The organism is Streptomyces sp. JB150, from assembly GCF_011193355.1.
Classification (GTDB): domain Bacteria; phylum Actinomycetota; class Actinomycetes; order Streptomycetales; family Streptomycetaceae; genus Streptomyces.
This window is the reverse complement of sequence record NZ_CP049780.1, coordinates 1560711-1580391: the sequence shown is the minus strand read 5'-3', so window position 1 is coordinate 1580391 and position 19681 is coordinate 1560711. Positions and strand designations below refer to the sequence as shown.

22 protein-coding genes and 1 rRNA gene are annotated in these 19681 nt (G+C 71.8%); 17 read left to right on the top strand and 6 right to left on the bottom strand.

Annotated features, from left to right (window positions below):
• Window positions 1-401 precede the first annotated feature (401 nt).
• The 3 genes from G7Z13_RS07460 (at window position 402) to G7Z13_RS07450 (ending at window position 2607) form a co-directional block, all read left to right on the top strand.
• Window positions 402-1547 carry a GAF domain-containing sensor histidine kinase gene (locus G7Z13_RS07460; protein ID WP_165997197.1) on the top strand — a complete coding sequence of 382 codons (1146 nt, stop codon included), beginning with the start codon at window positions 402-404 and terminating at the stop codon, window positions 1545-1547.
• Window positions 1540-2181: a response regulator transcription factor gene (locus G7Z13_RS07455; RefSeq protein WP_165997196.1), complete on the top strand. Its 642-nt coding sequence runs from the start codon at window positions 1540-1542 to the stop codon at window positions 2179-2181. Before G7Z13_RS07460 ends, G7Z13_RS07455 begins: the two co-directional genes overlap by 8 nt.
• A 180-nt stretch (window positions 2182-2361) precedes the next feature.
• On the top strand, window positions 2362-2607 hold the full coding sequence (locus G7Z13_RS07450; RefSeq protein WP_165997195.1) for a chaplin: 246 nt from the start codon (window positions 2362-2364) through the stop codon (window positions 2605-2607).
• A gap of 216 nt (window positions 2608-2823) precedes the next feature.
• Here G7Z13_RS07450 and G7Z13_RS07445 read toward each other — a convergent pair whose 3' ends face one another.
• Window positions 2824-3612 (bottom strand): hypothetical protein, encoded by a 789-nt coding sequence (locus G7Z13_RS07445; RefSeq protein WP_165997193.1) that lies wholly within the window; start codon window positions 3610-3612, stop codon window positions 2824-2826.
• Between the two features lie 151 nt (window positions 3613-3763).
• Here G7Z13_RS07445 and G7Z13_RS07440 point away from each other — a divergent pair, with 151 nt between their 5' ends.
• The 3 genes from G7Z13_RS07440 (at window position 3764) to G7Z13_RS07430 (ending at window position 6176) form a co-directional block, all read left to right on the top strand.
• Entirely contained in the window at window positions 3764-4561 is a 798-nt protein-coding gene (locus G7Z13_RS07440; RefSeq protein ID WP_165997192.1) for an ABC transporter ATP-binding protein, read from the top strand.
• A 92-nt stretch (window positions 4562-4653) separates the two neighbouring features.
• Window positions 4654-5085, top strand: a complete 432-nt coding sequence (locus G7Z13_RS07435) for an NfeD family protein (protein WP_165997191.1) — start codon at window positions 4654-4656, stop codon at window positions 5083-5085.
• A gap of 131 nt (window positions 5086-5216) precedes the next feature.
• Window positions 5217-6176, top strand: a complete 960-nt coding sequence (locus G7Z13_RS07430; RefSeq protein ID WP_165997189.1) for an SPFH domain-containing protein — start codon at window positions 5217-5219, stop codon at window positions 6174-6176.
• A 107-nt stretch (window positions 6177-6283) separates the two neighbouring features.
• On the opposite strand, the gene G7Z13_RS07425 is transcribed toward G7Z13_RS07430, so the two are convergent.
• From G7Z13_RS07425 to G7Z13_RS07415, 3 genes are all read right to left on the bottom strand, one after another.
• Entirely contained in the window at window positions 6284-6790 is a 507-nt protein-coding gene (locus tag G7Z13_RS07425) for an HNH endonuclease (RefSeq protein WP_165997188.1), read from the bottom strand.
• A gap of 144 nt (window positions 6791-6934) precedes the next feature.
• A complete protein-coding gene (locus tag G7Z13_RS07420; protein WP_165997187.1) occupies window positions 6935-7474 on the bottom strand; it encodes a YbhB/YbcL family Raf kinase inhibitor-like protein in 540 nt (179 codons plus the stop codon).
• 39 nt (window positions 7475-7513) lie between these two features.
• A complete protein-coding gene (locus tag G7Z13_RS07415) occupies window positions 7514-8296 on the bottom strand; it encodes a sporulation protein (RefSeq protein ID WP_165997185.1) in 783 nt (260 codons plus the stop codon).
• A gap of 94 nt (window positions 8297-8390) precedes the next feature.
• Here G7Z13_RS07415 and G7Z13_RS07410 point away from each other — a divergent pair, with 94 nt between their 5' ends.
• The 4 genes from G7Z13_RS07410 to G7Z13_RS33300 all read left to right on the top strand — a co-directional run bounded on the left by G7Z13_RS07410 (window position 8391) and on the right by G7Z13_RS33300 (window position 11581).
• Window positions 8391-9032, top strand: coding sequence for a DNA-3-methyladenine glycosylase (locus tag G7Z13_RS07410; RefSeq protein WP_165997184.1), 642 nt, complete (start codon window positions 8391-8393; stop codon window positions 9030-9032).
• 648 nt (window positions 9033-9680) lie between these two features.
• Window positions 9681-9797 (top strand): 5S ribosomal RNA (rrf, locus tag G7Z13_RS07405).
• A 147-nt stretch (window positions 9798-9944) separates the two neighbouring features.
• The gene (locus G7Z13_RS33305) at window positions 9945-10952 is read left to right on the top strand and encodes a hypothetical protein (protein ID WP_240926470.1); all 1008 of its coding nucleotides are present in this window, start codon (window positions 9945-9947) and stop codon (window positions 10950-10952) included.
• Window positions 10844-11581, top strand: a complete 738-nt coding sequence (locus G7Z13_RS33300; protein ID WP_206313200.1) for a tetratricopeptide repeat protein — start codon at window positions 10844-10846, stop codon at window positions 11579-11581. Before G7Z13_RS33305 ends, G7Z13_RS33300 begins: the two co-directional genes overlap by 109 nt.
• 75 nt (window positions 11582-11656) lie before the next feature.
• On the opposite strand, the gene G7Z13_RS07395 is transcribed toward G7Z13_RS33300, so the two are convergent.
• Window positions 11657-12946: a DUF1015 domain-containing protein gene (locus G7Z13_RS07395; RefSeq protein ID WP_165997183.1), complete on the bottom strand. Its 1290-nt coding sequence runs from the start codon at window positions 12944-12946 to the stop codon at window positions 11657-11659.
• A 75-nt stretch (window positions 12947-13021) separates the two neighbouring features.
• Here G7Z13_RS07395 and G7Z13_RS07390 point away from each other — a divergent pair, with 75 nt between their 5' ends.
• The 4 genes from G7Z13_RS07390 to G7Z13_RS07375 all read left to right on the top strand — a co-directional run bounded on the left by G7Z13_RS07390 (window position 13022) and on the right by G7Z13_RS07375 (window position 17167).
• Window positions 13022-14050: an HAD-IIA family hydrolase gene (locus G7Z13_RS07390; protein WP_165997181.1), complete on the top strand. Its 1029-nt coding sequence runs from the start codon at window positions 13022-13024 to the stop codon at window positions 14048-14050.
• Between the two features lie 149 nt (window positions 14051-14199).
• Complete coding sequence (locus G7Z13_RS07385) at window positions 14200-15243, top strand: iron chelate uptake ABC transporter family permease subunit (protein WP_165997180.1); 1044 nt, start codon at window positions 14200-14202, stop codon at window positions 15241-15243.
• The gene (locus G7Z13_RS07380; protein WP_165997179.1) at window positions 15240-16319 is read left to right on the top strand and encodes an iron chelate uptake ABC transporter family permease subunit; all 1080 of its coding nucleotides are present in this window, start codon (window positions 15240-15242) and stop codon (window positions 16317-16319) included. Before G7Z13_RS07385 ends, G7Z13_RS07380 begins: the two co-directional genes overlap by 4 nt.
• Window positions 16316-17167, top strand: coding sequence for an ABC transporter ATP-binding protein (locus G7Z13_RS07375; protein ID WP_165997178.1), 852 nt, complete (start codon window positions 16316-16318; stop codon window positions 17165-17167). Before G7Z13_RS07380 ends, G7Z13_RS07375 begins: the two co-directional genes overlap by 4 nt.
• Here G7Z13_RS07375 and G7Z13_RS07370 read toward each other — a convergent pair.
• Window positions 17151-17498, bottom strand: a complete 348-nt coding sequence (locus G7Z13_RS07370; protein WP_165997176.1) for an SCP2 sterol-binding domain-containing protein — start codon at window positions 17496-17498, stop codon at window positions 17151-17153. The genes G7Z13_RS07375 and G7Z13_RS07370 overlap by 17 nt on opposite strands.
• A 132-nt stretch (window positions 17499-17630) precedes the next feature.
• Here G7Z13_RS07370 and G7Z13_RS07365 point away from each other — a divergent pair, with 132 nt between their 5' ends.
• From G7Z13_RS07365 to G7Z13_RS07355, 3 genes are read left to right on the top strand one after another with little or no spacing between them, the layout of a single operon-like run.
• On the top strand, window positions 17631-17924 hold the full coding sequence (locus tag G7Z13_RS07365) for a hypothetical protein (protein ID WP_166004736.1): 294 nt from the start codon (window positions 17631-17633) through the stop codon (window positions 17922-17924).
• Window positions 17925-17938: 14 nt separating this feature from the next.
• The gene (locus G7Z13_RS07360) at window positions 17939-18754 is read left to right on the top strand and encodes a TlyA family RNA methyltransferase (protein ID WP_165997175.1); all 816 of its coding nucleotides are present in this window, start codon (window positions 17939-17941) and stop codon (window positions 18752-18754) included.
• The gene (locus G7Z13_RS07355; RefSeq protein ID WP_165997174.1) at window positions 18751-19656 is read left to right on the top strand and encodes an NAD kinase; all 906 of its coding nucleotides are present in this window, start codon (window positions 18751-18753) and stop codon (window positions 19654-19656) included. Before G7Z13_RS07360 ends, G7Z13_RS07355 begins: the two co-directional genes overlap by 4 nt.
• Window positions 19657-19681 lie beyond the last annotated feature (25 nt).

The window sequence follows — 19681 nt, the reverse complement described above, 5'->3', positions numbered from 1 at the left end:
TTAGCGGCCGCAAAATCGGGAGGCAAAGGTGTGACGTACGATGCCGGGTAGTGGATCGCCAGAGGGCAAATCGGGACAGACTGGACTGTCTTTCCCGCTCATCCGGAGCCCGGCTGTCTCCTATGTCCGTTCGTACGTGATCTGCGCCCTATGTGCGGGCTCACATCACCGCCACGACGGTCTCACCGCGAGTTGCCCCCGCAACGCTCTGCGTGAGCACCCTCGGCGCCCGGCCGCCCTCGCGGGCTCACCCGAGCGGACCGCCCCGGCCCCAGCTCCGGGCGGACCGCCCCGGCCCCCGCCCCCAGCCGCCCGGGACCTGCGACCTAGGACCTCGGAACCACCCTGTCGCGGTCAGCGGTCCGATCCCCGGTGTCACACCCCGCCGCTAGCGTGGAGACATGAGTCAAGGCCCCCGGTCCGGCCTCGCCGCGGTCAGCTCCGCGCTGCTGGCCATGAGCAGGCACCTCGAGGTGCGCGACGTCCTCAAGACGATCGTCGCCTCGGCCCGCGAACTGCTCGACGCGCAGTACGCCGCCCTCGGCGTGCCCGACGATCACGGCGGCTTCTCCCAGTTCGTGGTCGACGGCGTCAGTGACCGGCAGTGGAAGGCCATCGGGCCGCTGCCCCGCCAGCACGGCATCCTCGCCTCGATGCTCCACGAGGCCCGCGTCGAACGCCTCGCCGACGTCCGCAAGGACCCCCGCTTCGAGGGCTGGCCCTCCGCCCACCCCGAGCTCGCCGACTTCCTCGGCCTGCCCATCCGCGACGGCGACGAGATCATCGGCGCGCTCTTCCTCGCCAACAAGAACTGCCCGCGCCGCGACGGCGGCTGCGGCTTCACCGAGGACGACGAGGAACTGCTCGCCATCCTCGCCCAGCACGCGGCCATCGCCCTCACCAACGCGCGGCTCTACGAACGCAGCCGCGAGCTGACCATCGCCGAGGAGCGCTCCCGCCTCGCCCACGAGCTGCACGACGCCGTCAGCCAGAAGCTGTTCTCCCTGCGCCTGACCGCCCAGGCCGCCGCCGCCCTCGTCGACCGCGACCCGGCCCGCGCCAAGGGCGAGCTGCAGCAGGTGGCCGCGCTCGCCGCCGAGGCCGCCGACGAGCTGCGCGCCGCCGTGGTCGAACTGCGCCCCGCCGCCCTCGACGAGGACGGCCTCGTCGCCACCCTGCGCACCCAGATACAGGTCCTCGACCGCGCCCACACCGCGCGCGTCACCTTCGACAGCCGCGGCGTGCGCGCCCTGCCCGCCGCCCAGGAGGAGGCCCTGCTGCGCGTCGCCCAGGAAGCCCTGCACAACGCGCTGCGGCACTCCGGCGCCGACCACGTCGACGTCTCCCTCACCAGGCACGGCAGCGGCGCGGTGCTGCGGGTGACGGACGACGGCAGCGGCTTCGACCCGCGCGGGGTGCGCCGCGCCGGACGCCATCTCGGGCTGGTCTCCATGCGGGACCGGGCGAGCGGCGTCGGCGGCAGACTGACCGTGGAATCGGCGCCCGGAAAGGGCACCACGATCGAGATGGAGGTCCCCGGTGGCTGACTCAATCAAGGTGCTGCTCGTCGACGACCACCAGGTCGTCCGCCGGGGCCTGCGCACCTTCCTGGAGGTGCAGGACGACATAGAGGTCGTGGGCGAGGCCGCCGACGGAGCCGAGGGCGTCGAGCGCGCCGAGGAACTGAAACCCGACGTCGTCCTCATGGACGTGAAGATGCCCGGCATGGACGGCGTCGAGGCGCTGCGCCGCCTGCGCGAGCTGGACAACCCCGCGCGCGTGCTGGTCGTCACCAGCTTCACCGAACAGCGCACGGTGGTCCCGGCCCTGCGCGCCGGAGCCGCCGGATACGTCTACAAGGACGTCGACCCCGACGCCCTGGCCGGCGCCATCCGCTCCGTGCACGCCGGGCACATCCTGCTCCAGCCGGAGGTGGCGGGGGCCCTGCTGTCACAGGAGGACGCGGGCTCCGGCCAGGGCCGGGCCGGATCGCTCACCGAGCGCGAGCGCGAGGTGCTGGGCCTGATAGCCGACGGCCGCTCCAACCGGGAGATCGCCCGCGCCCTGGTGCTGTCCGAGAAGACCGTCAAGACGCACGTGTCGAACATCCTGATGAAACTCGACCTCGCCGACCGCACCCAGGCCGCCCTGTGGGCCGTCCGCCATGGCGTGACCGGCTGACACGCTCTGCCCATGGCATCGGGCGAGCTCTCCGTACGGCAATACGGAAGGTCACGCTCCGAGCTGAGATTCATACTGTCGTGGGAATGTCCCCCACATGGCGCATCCTCCGCGGATCATGGCCGTTCTCCAGTGCGTGCTGCGGCGCCTGCCGCAGTGATCGCTAGAGAGGGCTCAGAAGTGAAGAACCTGAAGAAGGCAGCGGCTGTGGCGATGGTGGCCGGTGGCCTGGTGGCCACCGGTGCGGGCATGGCCAACGCCACCGACGGCTCGCTGGCGACCGGCGAGGCCCAGCACTCGCCGGGTGTCGTCTCGGGCAACCTCGTCCAGGCCCCGGTGCACGTCCCGGTCAACGCCGTGGGCAACAGCGTGAACGTCATCGGCGTGCTGAACCCGGCCTTCGGCAACGAGGGCGTCAACCGCTGAGTTCCGCCCCCGCCGGCCTCACCGGACCCGGGCAACCGCCAGGCCCTCCGGCCCGCGGAGACCTCGTCCGCCGGTGATCCGTACGGGCAGCACCCCACCTCCTCCCGCGCCGTAAGGCACCAGCGGCCGGCGTCCCCACCCGGGCCGCGACAGGGCCCCGCGAGTCGACGACGACCCGCGGGGCCCTCGGCCTGTCCCGCCGCGCCCCGCCCGCACTCACCGCACCCCGCGCTCCCGCTCCTCCACGATCGCGTTGTACGCCGCGACCTGCGCCCGCCGCGCCGTGCGCTCCACCGGCAGCAGCGCCTGCGCCCGCGCCGCCATCTCCGCGGCGCTCACCGCGCCCCCGTGCCCGTTCTCGTACGCCAGCGACACCAGCGCCCCGACCCGCTGCGCCAGCTCCAGCACCCGCACCGCCCGCGGCGGATACCCCGGCGCCAGCACCTCCCGCCCCCGCTCCGCCCGCGCCCGGTACGCCTCGATCGCCGCCGCCGCGACCGGCCCGGACGCGGCCACGTCCAGCCGCGTCAGCACCTCCGTCGCCTCCCGCAGCGCCTCCGCCAGCTCCCGCTCCGCCTCCCCGAGCGAGGGCACGTCGGCCGGCGGAGCCTCCCGCACCGCCAGGCAGTGCCAGACGACCTCCACGTGCACATCACCCGCGGGCCCCGCCTCCGTCACCTCCGGCACCAGCCCCAGCGCGGCGCCGTGACAGATCACCGCCTCCTCGGCCTCCAGCGCCCGCGCGTTGAACTCCGGCGGCCCGCTCAGCCCCAGCGGATGCCCCGGCGCGGGCAGCGCGACCCGCAGCCCGGTCGCGCCCAGTGCCCGCAGCCGCCCCAGCGCGAGCGTCAGCCCCACCGGCGCCGACTCACCCGGCAGCCCTGCCACCCGGTGCACGGCGTCCTCGCCGACGATCGCGAGCACGGCCTCATCCGGCGAGACAAGTCCGGCGAGAAGGGCATTTCCCCAAGCGGCAAGGCGTCCAGAGCGCGGTTCCGTGAGCATCCCCCCACCCTAAGGACCGGACCGATGGAATGTCCGGCCCGACCGGTGGCGTAGATTTCATGGAGGGCTGCGCCCACCGGCGCGACCGACCGAGCCACAGGCGTACGCGACTGCCGAGACCGGCCACACTGCAAGGGGAGACAACGCGCTCATGAGCGATGTTCTGGAGCTTCAGGACGTATCCGTGGTCCGCGAGGGCCGGGCTCTGGTGGACCAGGTCTCCTGGTCGGTCAAGGAGGGCGAGCGCTGGGTCATCCTGGGCCCGAACGGCGCCGGCAAGACCACCCTCCTCAACCTCGCTTCCACCTACCTCTACCCCAGCTCGGGCACCACCACCATCCTCGGCGAGACCCTCGGCCGCCCCGGCACCGACGTCTTCGAACTGCGCCCGCGCATCGGCATGGCCGGCATCGCCATGACCGAGAAGCTCCCCAAGCGCCAGACGGTCCTGCAGACGGTCCTCACCGCCGCCTACGGCATGACCGCCACCTGGCACGAGGACTATGAGGAGATCGACGAGCAGCGCGCCCGCGCCTTCCTCGACCGCCTCGGCATGAGCGACTACCTGGACCGCAGGTTCGGCACCCTCTCCGAGGGCGAGCGCAAGCGCACCCTCATCGCCCGCGCCCTGATGACCGACCCCGAACTGCTCCTGCTCGACGAGCCCGCCGCCGGCCTGGACCTCGGCGGCCGTGAGGACCTCGTCCGCCGCCTCGGCCGCCTCGCCCGCGACCCGATCGCCCCGTCGATGCTCATGGTCACCCACCACGTCGAGGAGATCCCCCCGGGCTTCACCCACGTCCTCATGATCCGCCAGGGCAAGGTCCTCGCCGCGGGCCCGCTCGAGCTGGAACTCACCTCCCGCAACCTCTCCCTCTGCTTCGGCCTCCCGCTCGTCGTCGAGCAGGTCGGCGACCGCTGGACCGCCCAGGGCCTGCCGCTCGGCTGAGCCCCCACAGCCGCCCAACACCTCCTCGGACGGGGCGCGTTCCCGCCGATCGCGCCCTGTCCGCGGCGGCACCCCCGGCCTACCATGGCCGTGTGAACGACATCGACGCCTGGGTGTGGTGGCTCGTCGGCGCGGCCGCGCTCGGAATCCCGCTCGTGGTCACCGCCATGCCGGAACTCGGGATGCTCGCGGTGGGCGCCGTCGCCGGCGCGATCGCCGCCGCCCTCGGCGGCGACGTCGTGGTGCAGGTCCTCGTCTTCGTCGCGGTCTCCGTCGCCCTCCTGGCCGTCGTACGGCCCATCGCGACCCGGCACCGCTCCCAGCGGCCCCAACTCGTCACCGGCGTCGAGGCCTTGAAGGGCAGACAGGCCCTCGTCCTGGAACGCGTCGACGGCTCCGGCGGACGCGTCAAGCTCGCCGGTGAGATCTGGTCGGCCCGGGCCCTCGACACCGACCGCAGCTACGAGGTCGGCCAGCAGGTCGACGTGGTGGACATCGAGGGCGCCACGGCGATCGTCATCTGACCTCACCTGACGCAAGTCGGCCGAACACTCCCCGAGTTGGGTGACGGTCTGCGAGACTCGACCAGCAAGATCTTCTCAACCATAAGATCTTCCAAAAGCGCCGAGGCCGAGAAGGGTACGGGGAAGCGACGATGGAACCGATCATCATCGTCTTGATCATTCTGGTGGTGCTGGTCTTCATCGCCCTGATCAAGACGATCCAAGTCATCCCACAGGCCAGCGCCGCCATCGTCGAGCGCTTCGGCCGCTACACACGGACCCTCAACGCGGGCCTGAACATCGTCGTGCCGTTCATCGACACCATCCGCAACCGCATCGACCTGCGCGAACAGGTCGTGCCGTTCCCGCCGCAGCCGGTGATCACCCAGGACAACCTGGTCGTCAACATCGACACCGTCATCTACTACCAGGTCACCGACGCCCGCGCCGCGACCTACGAGGTCGCCAGCTACATCCAGGCGATCGAGCAGCTGACGGTCACCACGCTGCGCAACATCATCGGCGGCATGGACCTGGAGCGGACCCTCACCTCTCGCGAGGAGATCAACGCCGCACTGCGCGGCGTCCTCGACGAGGCCACCGGCAAGTGGGGCATCCGCGTCAACCGCGTGGAACTGAAGGCCATCGAGCCGCCCACCTCCATCCAGGACTCGATGGAGAAGCAGATGCGCGCCGACCGCGACAAGCGCGCCGCGATCCTCCAGGCCGAGGGTGTCCGTCAGTCCGAGATCCTGCGCGCCGAGGGCGAGAAGCAGTCCCAGATCCTGCGCGCCGAGGGTGAGGCCAAGGCCGCCGCCCTGCGCGCCGAGGGCGAGGCCCAGGCCGTGCGTACGGTCTTCGAGGCCATCCACGCCGGCGACCCGGACCAGAAGCTGCTCTCCTACCAGTACCTCCAGATGCTCCCGAAGATCGCCGAGGGCGACGCCAACAAGCTCTGGATCGTCCCCAGCGAGATCGGCGACGCCCTCAAGGGCCTCTCCGGCGCCATGGGCAACTTCGGCGGCATGGGCGGCGGCTCAGGCAACGGCGGAGCCAACGGCACCCCCGGCAACCCGCCGGCGGAACGCCGCGAGAAGCCGACCCTCGACTGACAGCCACTCAGAACCACCAGTTCCCCGCACCCACCCAAGGGGCGCGGGGAACTGCGCGACCAGCCACGACCTACCCGCAGACCGCAGACGACCTGTACCCCTACGGTCTACGCGGCATCCACGGAGAGCCACTCCGGCAGCGCCTCGAACTCCTCCCGCGCCAGCGCCAGCAGCATCGCGTCCGCGGGAGTCGGCTCGAACGGCTCGAAGAGCAACGGCATCCCCGCCTCCTGCGGAGTCCGGTTCGCCTTGCGGTGGTTGTCCTCCGCGCACGAGGCCACCGTGTTCAGCCACGTGTCCCCGCCCCCCTGCGACCGCGGCACCACGTGGTCCACGGTCGTCGCCCGCCGGCCGCAGTACGCGCACCGGTGCCGGTCCCGCACCAGCACCCCCCGCCGCGACCACGGCGCTTGTCTTCGGAACGGCACCCGTACGTACCTGCACAGCCTGATCACCCGAGGCGCCGGTATGTCCACCGCGGCTCCCCGCATCCGCAGTTCGGGGTGGGCCTGCTCGACGACGGCCTTGTCCTGCAGCACCAGAACGACGGCTCGGTTCAGCGTCACCGTAGACAACGGCTCGAAGCTCGCGTTCAGCACCAGCGTGTCCCGCATACCAGCCCACCTCCCGTGTGCACCGGCCCACCCCCTCGGCGGGCTGGATCAACTCTGGCCGGGCCCGCCGAGATGGACAACGCAATAAAAATGCCCGCCCCCGATCACTTCCATGACAAGGGGCGGGCAAACGCGAGGTGAATCTCAGGATTCGGCGGGCACCTCGTACTCACCGATCAGCTGGGCCCGCGCGATCGTGTGGAACCGCAGGTTGAAGCCCACGACCGCGGGCGTCGCGTCCGCGTCGGGACCGAGCTTCTCCTGGTCCACCGCGTACACCGTGAACACGTACCGGTGCGGCCCGTCCCCGGGCGGCGGCGCGGCACCGCCGAAGTCCTTGGTGCCGTAGTCGTTGCGCACCTGGACCGCGCCCTGCGGCAGCCCCTCGAACGAGCCGCTGCCCGCACCCGCCGGCAACTCGGTGACGGAGGCCGGGATGTCGAACACGACCCAGTGCCAGAACCCACTGCCCGTCGGCGCGTCCGGGTCGTAGCAGGTCACGGCGAAGCTCTTGGTCTCGGCGGGGAAGCCCTCCCACCGCAGCTGCGGCGAGGTGTTGCCGGCCGCGTAGACCTGGGCGTCCTTCAGCGTGGCGCCCTCCTGGACGTCCTCGCTCGTCACCGTGAAGGACGGCACGGGCGGATGGAAGTCGTGGGGGAGAGGCCGCCGCTTCAGCTCGGTCACCTCGGTACCTCCTGATCGTTGCGTTCCGTGGTACCGAGCCTAGAACCAGTTCCGCTTGGACCCGACCTCGGACAGCCACTGGTTGAGGTACGCCGCCCAGTCGGTCGTCTGGTAGTCGTTCAGCCCCACCTGGAACGAGCGGAACGTGTCGCTGCCCTCGCTGAACATCCCCGGCTTCTTGTCCATCTCCAGCACGACGTCCATCGCGTTCTGGTCGGCGACGAAGCTCAGCTCCACCTGGTTCAGTCCGCGGTACTGCTGCGGCGGCAGGAACTCGATCTCCTGGTAGAACGGCAGCTTCTGCCGGGTGCCCCGGATGTGGCCGCGCTCCATGTCCGCGTTCTTGAAGCGGAAGCCCAGCTGGATGAAGGCGTCCAGGATCGCCTTCTGCGCCGGCAGCGGGTGCACGTTGATCGGGTCGAGGTCACCGGAGTCCACCGCACGCGCGATCTCCAGCTCCGTCGTCACCCCGATGTCCATGCCGCGCAGCGCCTGGCCGTCGATCATCGTGATCGGCGTCTCCCACGGGATGTCCAGCGTGAACGGCACCGCGTGCACCGCGCTCGCCTGCAGCTCGAAGGCACCGCCGAGCCGCATCTTCGCGAACTCGACGTCCTGCTTGTACTCGGTGTCCTGGCCCTCGACCTCGACGCGCGCCTGGAGCCCCACCGACAGCGCCTCGATCTGCTGGTTCACGGACCCGCCCTGAATCCGCACCTCGCCCTGGACGACCCCGCCCGGCACCACGTTGACCTCGGTCAGCACCGTCTCCACGGACGCCCCACCGGCACCCAGGCTCGCGAGCAGCTTCTTGAACGGCATGACTCTCCCTCTAGCGACTGGACCCTCGATCCCTACCAACGCGATCCGGCGACGCCCGGTTCCGCGCCCTCCCGCTGCACTACCCTCGGACGGCATGATCGCGACCCCCGACCGTACGCCCCTGCCCCGGGACTTCTTCGACCGGCCCGTCCTCGACGTGGCCCCCGATCTCCTCGGCCGCATCCTCGTACGCACCACCCCGGACGGTCCGATCGCCCTCCGCCTGACCGAGGTCGAGGCCTACGACGGCCAGAACGACCCGGGTTCCCACGCCTACCGCGGCCGCACCCCCCGCAACGCCGTGATGTTCGGCCCGCCCGGCCATGTGTACGTCTACTTCACCTACGGCATGTGGCACTGCATGAACCTGGTGTGCGGCCCCGAGGGCCGGGCCAGTGCCGTCCTGCTCCGCGCGGGCGAGATCATCGAGGGCGCCGAGCTGGCCCGCACCCGCCGCCTCTCGGCCCGCAACGACAAGGAACTGGCCAAAGGCCCGGCCCGCCTGGCCACCGCCCTCGACGTGGACCGCGCCCAGGACGGCGTGGACGCCTGCGCCTCCGGCGAGACCCCGCTCCGCATCCTGGCCGGCACCCCCGTCCCCTCCGACCAGGTGCGCAACGGCCCGCGCACCGGAGTCTCCGGAGAGGGCGCGGTCCACCCCTGGCGCTACTGGGTCGCCGACGACCCGACGGTGAGCCCCTACCGGGCCCATGTCCCACGCCGCCGCCGCACTTGACTCTCCTCGCGGAGGTACGTAATGTGGCCCGAGCCGCTGGAACGGGTACTGCCATCGACAGCAGCCGGAAGCGGCCAACCCACTACCTCAGAAGATCCCCTCAGCGGGGACGGATTCGACGTGTCCGCATGTCCGAATTCAGAACCGCGGACTCGATTATGAGTCGGCGAGGGAATCGGCTAACGTAGTGAATGTCGAAAGGCCGCCGGGCAAAGCCCGGACGCCCAAGACGATCCCGCCGGCCGGGAATCGGATCGAGAAAAGGATCTGATAGAGTCGGAAACGCAAGACCGAAGGGAAGCGCCCGGAGGAAAGCCCGAGAGGGTGAGTACAAAGAAAGCGTCCGTTCCTTGAGAACTCAACAGCGTGCCAAAAGTCAACGCCAGATATGTTGATACCCCGTCTCCAGCGCCAGCTGGGACGAGGTTCCTTTGAAAAAACACAGCGAGGACGCTGTGAACGGTCGGGCCTATTCCGCCTGACTGTTCCGAAGCACGGTAACGTGTGGAGTTGACCGGTACTAATAGGCCGAGGGCTTGTCCTCAGTTGCTCGCGTCCACTGTGTTAGTTCTGAGGCAACGACCGTTGCCGGCTTTGAGCAGAACGCATAACAGAAAAGTGTGCTTGTTCGCTCGAAACCATTAGGGTTTCGGTGGTCATAGCGTGAGGGAAACGCCCGGTTACATTCCGAACCCGGAAGCTAAGCCTCACAGCGCCGATGGTACTGCAGGGGGGACCCTGTGGGAGAGTAGGACGCCGCCGAACAATCTTTGGAGGACCCCTGGTCACCAGCGTTCAGCTGGGACCAGGGGTCCTTTCGTTTTTTAGAATGCTTGCGGTACCGAAGACAGGAGTCACCGATGTCCACCAACTCTCCCGACGATCGACCGGAGCGCGACCAGCGGCGACGGGATGGTGGAGATCGCGGCGACCGCGGCGGCTTCCGTCGCGGCGGCGATCGTAACGACCGTGACCGTGGCGGCTACGGCCGTCGCGACGGCGACCGTGGCGGTTACCGCCGGGACGACCGAGGCGACCGGGGTGACCGTGGCGAGCGTGGCGGGGACCGTGGTGGGTTCCGGCGCGATGACCACCGCGGTGGAGGCTACGGCCGGCGCGATGACCGGCGTGACGAGCGGCGCGGTGATGACCGTGACCGTGGGTTCCGGTCGTCCCCGTACCAGCGCGACGACCGGGACCGGGACCGTGGGCCGCGTCGAGACGATCGGGACCGCGATCGTGGGTTCCGGCGTGACGACCGGGGTGACCGGCCGGCTTTCCGCCGTGACGACCGTCCGGCCTTTCGGCGTGACGACCGCCGTGACGACCGTCGCGATGACCGCCGTGACGACCGTCGGGACGACAACCGTGGCGGTGGCTATGGGCGTCGGGGTGACGACCGTGGTGATCGTGGTGGGTTCCGGCGCGATGACCACCGCGGTGGGGGCTACGGCCGGCGCGATGACCGGCGTGACGAGCGGCGTGGTGACGATCGCGATCGTGGGTTCCGGCGCGACGACCGGGGGGACCGTCCGGCCTTCCGCCGTGACGACCGCAGGGATGACCGGCGCGACGACCGGCGGGACGACCGGCGGGACGGTGAGCGTGGTGGGTTCCGGCGTGAGGACAGCCGCGGTGAGCGCGGTGGGTTCCGTGGCCGGGACGACCGGGGTGGCCGTGGGCCGCGTCGCGACGACCGGGGCGCTCGTCCGGGCGGCGGCTTCCGTGGCCGCGGTGGCGACGACCGGCGTGGTGGTGGGCGGTTCCGTGACGAGCGGGACCGGGACCGCGACCGCGAGCCGATCAAGCGGCTGCCGATCCCCGAGGACGTCACCGGCGACGAGATCGACAAGGACGTACGGCAGGAGCTGCAGAGCCTGCCGAAGACGCTCGCCGAGGATGTCGCCAAGAACCTCGTGATGGTCGCGCGGCTCATCGACGAGGACCCGGAGGCGGCGTACGGGTACTCCAAGGTGGCGCTGCGGCTGGCGTCGCGGGTCGCGGCGGTGCGCGAGGCGGCCGGATTCGCGGCGTACGCCAACCAGAAGTACAGCGAGGCGCTGGCCGAGTTCCGGGCGGCGCGGCGGATGACCGGGACCGTGGAGCTGTGGCCGCTGATGGCCGACTGCGAGCGGGGTCTCGGACGGCCGGAGAAGGCGCTGGACATGGCGGGTGCGCCCGAGGTGCAGAAGCTGGACCGGGCCGGCCAGGTCGAGATGCGGCTCGTCGCGGCGGGTGCCCGGCGTGACATGGGGCAGCTGGACGCGGCCATCGTGACGCTGCAGAGCCCCGAGCTGGCCTCCAACGCCGTACAGCCGTGGACCGCGCGGCTGCGGTACGCCTACGCCGACGCGCTGCTGGCGGCCGGGCGGGAGCGTGAGGCGCGGGAGTGGTTCGCGAAGGCCGTCGAGGCCGACCGGGACGGCAGCACGGACGCGTCCGACCGGCTCGCCGAGCTGGACGGGGTGGAGTTCGTCGACGCGCTGGACGAGGACGCGGCGGCCGCCGAGCCGGGCGAGGGCGGCGACGGCGGCGGTCGGGACGACTGACGTCGGTGAATGAGAGGGGCGGGATCCCGGTGGAGTCCCGCCCCTTTCGTATGTCCGGACTCGTACTGCCCGGGGTCAGACGTGGAGGGCGCGCAGGACCAATCCCGAGGCCGGCTTGGGTCCGAAGGACGTGGACTTGCGGGGCATCGTGACGCCCTGGCGGGCCAGGTCGCGGACGACTTCCTCGCGGACCGGGTGCAGGACGACGGCCGTACCGCCGTCGTGCTCCGCCTTGGCGACGGTGGCGGCCGCGTCGTGGATGTAGGCGATGTGGGCCGGGGAGTCCTCGATGCGCCAGACGTGGTCGAGCAGGGTGGCGTGCAGGACGGTGGCGTCCAGGGAGCGCCAGGCCTCGGGGCGGTCGGCGGGGACCGTGCGGGCGAGCAGGGCCGGGTCCGGGCGGTCGACCAGGTGGAAGGCGCCGTCGCCGGCGAGGAGGTAGGCGTTGCCCTCGCGGGCCGCGTCGCCGAGGGCGGCCAGGGCCTCGGGCAGGGGCGCGTCCAGGCGGCGTACGCGGAACAGGCCGTCGAGGGCGGCGAGGGCGTCGGTGACCGGCAGGCCGTGCAGGAGGCGGTGGATGGCGCGGACGCGCAGGGGGTAGCGGGCGGTGTCCACGAGGAGGACCAGGCCGTAGTCCCAGGGGCTGGGGGAGGGGTGCTCCGCGCGGAGCCGGCGGTAGGTGGCCCAGCGGTGGTGGCCGTCGGCGATCAGGGCCTGGTGGCGGGACAAGTCGGACTGGATGCGGGCCACTTCGGCGGGGTCGGTGACGGCCCACAGGCGGTGGTGGAAGCCGTCCTCTGTGGTGGTGGCCAGGAGCGGCGGCAGGGCGGCGGTGCGTTCGATGACGGCGGTGGTGTCCGTGGCGGAGCCGTCGCCGCGGTAGGTGAGCAGGAGGGGCTCGAGGTTGGCCTCGGTGGCGCGCATCAGGGCGGCCCGGTCGGCGACGACGTGCGGCATGACGTCCTCGTGCGGCAGGACCACGCACTCCGACGGCTCGGAGACGCGCAGGGCGCCGATGACGCCGCGCTGCAGGAGGCCGGCGCCGTCGCGCTGCTCGTAGACGTAGAAGCCCGGGGCGGGGTCGGCGGTGAGGACGCCGGCGGCGAGCCAGTCGCGCAGGGTGTCGGCGGCCTGCCGGTTGCGTTCGGTGGGGGTGGCCGCCTGGGGCAGGATGAGGCGGACGATGTTGTGCGGGTCCGCGGACTGGAGGTGGAGCAGGCCGTCGGGGCGGACGACGACGTCGTACGGCGGGGATGTCACGGCTGCCAGACTGCCGACCCGGTCGGGGTCGTAGCGCAGGCCTCGGAACGGGGTGAGTTCCAGGCCTCGGCGCGTCGTTGCTTCCGAGTGACCTGCAGTGTTCATCCCGGCATCGTACGTGTGTCGGTGGCATGGGGGATGATCGGGGGAAACGAGCGCAGGCGGACGAGGAGCGGTGTGATGAGCCAGGGCGTCAGGACGCGGCCGGCGGGCAGTGAGCGGGTGCTGAGCGAGGCGTACGACACGGCGCTGCTCGACCTGGACGGGGTGGTGTACGCCGGGGGGAACGCGATCGCGCACGCGGTGGAGTCGCTGGCGGCGGCCCGCGAGGGCGGGATGCACCTGGCGTACGTCACGAACAACGCGCTGCGCACGCCGGACGCGGTGGCTGCGCACCTGACCGAGCTGGGGATACCGGCGGAGGCGTCCGATGTGATCACCTCCGCGCAGGCCGTGGCGCGGTTGGTCGCCGAGGAGGTGCCGGCGGGCGCGCGGGTGCTGGTGGTCGGCGGTGACGGGCTGCGGGTGGCGCTGCGCGAGCACGGGCTGGTGCCGGTGGAGTCCGCGGACGACGGTCCCGCGGCGGTGGTGCAGGGGTACGGCGGGCCGGAGCTGCCGTGGGGCCGGTTCGCCGAGGCGTGCTACGCCATCGCGCGGGGCGTGCCGTGGTTCGCGTCGAACACCGATTTGACGATTCCGGGGGCGCGGGGCATCGCGCCGGGGAACGGGGCGGCGGTGCAGGTGGTGCGGATCGCGACCGGTGCGGAGCCGCGGGTGGCGGGCAAGCCGTTGCCGCCGATGCACCGGGAGACGATCCTGCGGACCGGGGCGGAGCGGCCGTTGGTGGTGGGCGACCGGCTCGACACGGATATCGAGGGGGCGTTCAACGGCGGTGTCGACTCGCTGCTGGTGCTGACCGGGGTGACCGACGGGGCGCAGCTGCTGGCCGCGGCGCCGGAGCACCGGCCGACGTATGTGGACGCGGATCTGCGGGGGTTGCTGGCCGGGCAGCCCGAAGTGGTCGAGGCCGGGGCGGGGTTCCGGTGCGGCGGGTGGACCGCCACGGCCGGCAGGACCCGGCTGGAGCTGGAGGGGGACGGGGCCGCGCTGGACGGGTTGCGGGCGTTGTGCGCGGCGGCCTGGACGGCGGCCGGGGAGGGCGTGTGCGAGCTGGACGGGGAGAAGGCGCTGGCGCGACTGGGGTGGTGAGTCGGGAGCTGATCTGGCGGCGGAGCCTGGGACTTCGGGCCGGCGGCGTGAGTGGTGGCGCGGGTGTCGCGCGGTGCCCGCACGGGTGTCGCGCGGATCATGATCGACGCGGATCTTGATCAAATGGGAGGGTAGGCTAACCTAACCTCGTGTTGGTTGAGAGTCCTCCCGAACAGCGCGCGGTGACCGCTCCCGCGCCCCCGAACCGCCGGGCGATACGCGCCGTCGGGCTGCTCGTCTCCGTGGCGATCCTGGCGCTCGTCGCGCTGGCGAGCATCGCGATCGGCGCCCGGGGGCTGTCCCTGGAGCAGGTCTGGCACGGCCTGTTCGAGGAGTCGGGGACGTACGGCGACACGGTCGTGGCCGATCGGCTGTCGCGGACCCTGCTCGGTCTGCTGGCCGGAGCCGCGCTCGGTCTGGCGGGTGCCGTGCTCCAGGCGCTGACCCGCAATCCGCTCGCCGATCCGGGACTGCTCGGCATCAACGCCGGTGCCTCCGCGGCGGTCGTCACCGCCATCACCTTCCTCGGCGTCACCAGCTTCAACGGCTATGTGTGGTTCGCGTTCTGCGGGGCCGCGGCGGTCGGCGCGCTGGTCTGGTTCCTCGGGGGCAGCCGGGGCGCGACGCCGGTGCGGCTCGCGCTCGCCGGGACCGCCCTCAGCGCCGCCCTGTACGGCTATCTCCAGGCCGTGATGATCCTGGACGAGGCGGCGCTGGGCCGCATGCGGTTCTGGACGGTCGGCTCGCTGACCTCCGCGACCAACGACACCATCCTTCAGGTGCTCCCGTTCCTTGGGGCCGGCATGGTGCTCGCGCTGTGCCTGGCCCGGCCGCTGAACGCCATGGCCATGGGCGACGACACCGCCAAGGCCCTCGGCGCCCACCTCAACCGCACCCGGGCGCTGGCCATGCTCGCCGCCACCGTGCTGTGCGGGGCGGCGACCGCCGCCTGCGGGCCGATCGTGTTCGTCGGGCTGATGGTGCCGCACGTGGTGCGCTCCTTCACCGGCCCGGATCTGCGCTGGATCCTGCCGTACGCGACCGTTCTGTCGCCGGTGCTGCTGCTCGGCGCGGACGTCATCGGCCGGGTCGTGGCCCGGCCCGCCGAGCTCCAGGTCGGGATCGTCACCGCGATCCTGGGCGGCCCGGTCTTCATCTTTCTCGTACGACGGCGGAGGACGGCCCAGCTGTGAAGACCGCACCGAAGAACGCAGCAGCGGCGGGCACGGCGGCGAGGTCCACCCGTGCCCTGCGCACCCCAGGCGGGCTGTCCGTGCGGCTGGACGTGCGGGCCCTCACCGTCGTCGTGCTGCTGCTGGCCGCCGCGCTCGCCGCGGGCGTCGTGCTGATCGGGACCGGCGACTTCCCGATCCCGGCCGCCGACGTGGTGCGGACGCTGCTGGGCGACGGCAACCCCGGACAGGAGTTCATCGTCAACGAGCTGCGGCTGCCGCGGGTCCTGGTCGGCCTTCTGGTGGGTGCCTCGCTCGGGCTCGGCGGCGCGCTGTTCCAGGCCATCTCCCGCAATCCGCTGGGCAGTCCGGACATCCTCGGCCTCGGGCAGGGGGCGACGGCCGGGGCGCTCGTGGTGATCGTGCTGTTCTCCGGCAGCGCGTCCGAGGTCACCATGGGAGCCCTGGTGGGCGGCCTGGTGACCGGCATCTGCATCTATGTGTTCGCCTGGAAGCGAGGCGTGCACGGCTATCGGCTGGTGCTGGTCGGTATCGGTGTCTCCGCGATCGTCACGGCCGTCAACGGCTACCTCATGACCAAGGCCGACCTGGTCGACGCCTCGCGGGCGCTGGTCTGGATGACCGGCTCGCTCAGCGGGCGGGACTGGGCCCAGGTGTGGCCGCTGCTCGCGCTGTGCGCCGTGCTCCTGCCGCTGGTCCTCGCCAACGCGCGCGGGCTGCGGATGATGGAGATGGGTGACGACATCTCCCACGCGCTCGGGGTGCGCGTGGAGCGCGTACGGATGCTGCTGATGGTGACCGCCGTGCTGCTCACCGCGGCCGCGACCGCCGCCGCCGGCCCGGTCAGCTTCGTCGCGCTGACCGCGCCGCAGCTCGCCCGCCGGCTGACCCGCTCGCCCGGGCCGAACCTGCTGCCGTCGCTGTGCATGGGCGCCGCCCTGCTGGTCACCGCCGACTGGGTCTCGCAGCGGGTCTTCGGCGCCGACCAGCTGCCCGTGGGCGTGGTCACCGGCGTCGTCGGCGGCGTCTACCTGCTGTGGCTGCTGGTTTCCGAGCGCCGGGCCGGCCGGATATGAGCGCGCACCCCCTGAACGATCGAAGGAGCACCGTGAACCGTCTGTCCGCCGAGAACGTCACCCTCGCCTACGACCAGCGCGTCATCGCCGAACAGCTCTCGGTGGAGATCCCCGACAACTCCTTCACCGTGATCGTCGGCCCGAACGCGTGCGGCAAGTCGACCCTGCTGCGGGCGCTGTCGCGGATGCTGAAGCCGAGCGAGGGCCGGGTGCTTCTCGACGGGCAGGTCATCCAGTCGATGCCCGCCAAGAAGGTCGCCCGCACCCTCGGCCTGCTGCCGCAGTCGTCGATCGCGCCGGACGGCATCACGGTCGCCGACCTGGTGGGCCGCGGCCGGTACCCGCACCAGGGCCTGCTGCGCCAGTGGTCGGCCGAGGACGAGCGGGTCGTGCAGGAGTCCATGGCGCAGACCGGGGTCGCCGAGCTGGCCGACCGGTACGTCGACGAGCTGTCCGGCGGGCAGCGCCAGCGGGTGTGGATCGCGATGGCGCTCGCCCAGCAGACGCCGCTGCTGCTGCTCGACGAGCCGACCACCTACCTCGACATCCAGCACCAGATCGACGTGCTCGACCTGTGCGCCGAACTGCACGAGGAGCAGGGCCGCACGCTCGTCGCCGTGCTGCACGACCTCAACCACGCCGCCCGCTACGCCACCCACCTGATCGCCCTGCGCGGCGGCAAGGTGATCGCCCAGGGCGCCCCGAACGACATCGTCACGGCGGAGCTGGTCGAGGAGGTCTTCAACCTGCGCTGCCAGGTCATCGACGACCCGGAGACCGGTACGCCGCTGGTGGTGCCCGCCGCGCGCACGGCGCGCGCCCGGCAGGCCGCTACAGCAGCTTCCTGAGCCGGAACAGATCCATCAAACCCGCCTCCAGCCTCACCCGGCCCGAGCCCCAGGCCTTGGCGAAGTGCAGCTCGCCGTCGACCAGCGCGACCAGGTCGTCCCCGGTCATCGCGAGCCGGATCTGCGCCTTGTCGGCGGGCGGGCCCTGGACGGTGTCGCGCACCTCGATCCGGCCGCCGGTCATCCGGCCGGTGAAGGTGACGTCCAGGTCCGTGATGTGGCAGCTCACCGAGCGGTCCAGGGCCGCCGCCGCGCGGACGTCCCCTTCGGAGTGCCCCATGTTCTCCGAGAGCTTGTCGAGTGCGCTGCGGCACTCCTCGATCGTGGCCATCGGGATCGACGCTACCCCAGGGCTACGGGGTAGCGTCGGGGCATGAACGACGAAGTACCCGTGGCGGGGGAACCGGAGCGGCCCGAGCGGCAGGCGCAGCAGCCCGAGACGCCGGGGCCGTCCGTGGCGGGGATGCCCGAGCAGCCCGAGGCACGGGCGCCCGAGCAGCCGCCGGAGGCGAGGGACCAGCCGCCGGAGGAGCCCGCGGACGACCCCGCCGCCCCCGCCCCCCTCGGCGTGCCCCGCACCCCCACCGGCAACGCCGACGTCGACGCCGCCCTGCACCGGCTGGCCGACGCCGACCACCTCGCCACGGACGGACACGTGGAGGTGTACGAGGATGTACACCGGGGGCTGCGCGACGCGCTCACCGCGCTCGACGCCCGCCCGGGACCTCCGGCGCCCCCTTCGCCGTACCGTCCATAGGAGCTGAACCGAACGTGGCAGGAGTCGCACGCAACCGTCTCGACGCGGAGCTGGTCCGCCGGAAGCTCGCGCGCTCGCGTGAGCACGCCAGCCAGCTGATCGCCGCCGGGCGGGTCACCGTCGGCAAGACCGTCGCGACCAAGCCCGCCACGCAGGTGGAGACCGCGGCGGCCATCGTCGTCACCGCCGACGACAGCGATCCCGAGTACGTCTCGCGCGGCGGGCACAAGCTCGCCGGCGCGCTGAAGGTCTTCGTGCCGCAGGGCCTGGTCGTCAAGGGGCGGCGGGCGCTGGACGCCGGCGCGTCCACCGGCGGCTTCACCGATGTGCTGCTGCGCGCGGGCGCCGCGCACGTCGTCGCCGTCGACGTCGGTTACGGCCAGCTGGCGTGGAGTCTGCGGAGCGATGAACGCGTCACCGTCAAGGACCGTACAAATGTACGGGAGTTGACGCTGGAGGCGATCGACGGAGAGCCTGTGGATCTGGTCGTGGGGGATCTGTCCTTCATTCCGCTCGGACTGGTGCTGCCCGCGCTGGTGCGGTGCGTGCGGGCAGATGCCGACCTGGTGCTGATGGTCAAGCCGCAGTTCGAGGTGGGGAAGGAGCGGCTGGGCAGCGGGGGTGTCGTGCGGAGTCCGCAGCTGCGGGCGGAGGCCGTGCGCGGTGTGGCCGGGAAGGCGTGGGAGCTGGGACTCGGGGTGCAGGGCGTCACCGCCAGCCCGCTGCCCGGCCCTTCCGGGAATGTCGAATACTTTCTGTGGCTGCGGGCCGGTGCTCCCGAGCTGGACCCGGCCGACGTTGACCGTGCAGTGGCGGAGGGGCCGCGTTGACATCGAACCGAGCTCGTACTGTTTTCCTGCTGGCCCACACCGGGCGGCCGGCGGCCATCCGCAGCGCCGAGCTCGTGGTCAAGGGGCTGCTCCGGTCCGGGATCCGGGTGCGGGTCCTGGAGGACGAGGCCCGGGACCTGCCGCTGCCGGACGAGGTGCAGCTGGTCAAGGAGGCGACCCCGCAGTGCCTCGACGGGTGCGAGCTGTTGATCGTGCTCGGCGGGGACGGCACCCTGCTGCGCGGCGCGGAGTTCGCGCGGGCGTCCGGAGTGCCGATGCTCGGCGTCAACCTGGGCCGGGTCGGGTTCCTCGCCGAGGCCGAGCGCGACGACCTGGACAAGGTCGTCGACCGGGTCGTGACGCGGGCGTACGAGGTCGAGGAGCGCATGACCGTCGATGTCGTCGTGCACAGCAACGGCGACATCGTGCACACCGACTGGGCGCTGAACGAGGCGGCCGTGCAGAAGGCCGGCGCGGAGAAGCTGCTGGAGGTCGTGCTCGAGATCGACGGGCGGCCGGTGACCGGGTTCGGCTGCGACGGGATCGTGCTGTCCACGCCCACCGGGTCCACGGCGTACGCGTTCTCCGCGGGCGGGCCGGTGGTGTGGCCCGAGGTGGAGGCGCTGCTGATGGTGCCGATCTCCGCGCACGCGCTGTTCGCGAAGCCGCTGGTGACCTCGCCGGACTCGGTGCTGGCGGTGGAGGTGCTGCCGCACATCACGCCGGGCGTGCTGTGGTGCGACGGGCGGCGGACGGTCCAGCTGCCGCCGGGCGCACGGGTGGAGGTGCGGCGGGGGGCCGTGCCGGTGCGGCTGGCCCGGCTGCACCACGCTTCGTTCACCGACCGGCTGGTCGCGAAGTTCGCGTTGCCGGTGTCGGGGTGGCGGGGGGCTCCTCACTAGCGGGGGCTTCGCACCAGTGGGGCTC

Coding starts and splice junctions, on each gene's coding strand:
- G7Z13_RS07440 (WP_165997192.1), top strand. CDS start 3,764: ATGAGCGATGTTCTGGAGCTTCAGGACGTATCCGTGGTCCGCGAGGGC.
- G7Z13_RS07430 (WP_165997189.1), top strand. CDS start 5,217: ATGGAACCGATCATCATCGTCTTGATCATTCTGGTGGTGCTGGTCTTC.
- G7Z13_RS07410 (WP_165997184.1), top strand. CDS start 8,391: ATGATCGCGACCCCCGACCGTACGCCCCTGCCCCGGGACTTCTTCGAC.
- G7Z13_RS07425 (WP_165997188.1), bottom strand. CDS start 6,790: ATGCGGGACACGCTGGTGCTGAACGCGAGCTTCGAGCCGTTGTCTACG.
- G7Z13_RS07415 (WP_165997185.1), bottom strand. CDS start 8,296: ATGCCGTTCAAGAAGCTGCTCGCGAGCCTGGGTGCCGGTGGGGCGTCC.
- G7Z13_RS33305 (WP_240926470.1), top strand. CDS start 9,945: ATGGTGGAGATCGCGGCGACCGCGGCGGCTTCCGTCGCGGCGGCGATC.
- G7Z13_RS07370 (WP_165997176.1), bottom strand. CDS start 17,498: ATGGCCACGATCGAGGAGTGCCGCAGCGCACTCGACAAGCTCTCGGAG.
- G7Z13_RS07445 (WP_165997193.1), bottom strand. CDS start 3,612: ATGCTCACGGAACCGCGCTCTGGACGCCTTGCCGCTTGGGGAAATGCC.
- G7Z13_RS07375 (WP_165997178.1), top strand. CDS start 16,316: ATGAGCGCGCACCCCCTGAACGATCGAAGGAGCACCGTGAACCGTCTG.
- G7Z13_RS07390 (WP_165997181.1), top strand. CDS start 13,022: ATGAGCCAGGGCGTCAGGACGCGGCCGGCGGGCAGTGAGCGGGTGCTG.
- G7Z13_RS07395 (WP_165997183.1), bottom strand. CDS start 12,946: ATGAACACTGCAGGTCACTCGGAAGCAACGACGCGCCGAGGCCTGGAA.
- G7Z13_RS07460 (WP_165997197.1), top strand. CDS start 402: ATGAGTCAAGGCCCCCGGTCCGGCCTCGCCGCGGTCAGCTCCGCGCTG.
- G7Z13_RS07365 (WP_166004736.1), top strand. CDS start 17,631: ATGCCCGAGCAGCCCGAGGCACGGGCGCCCGAGCAGCCGCCGGAGGCG.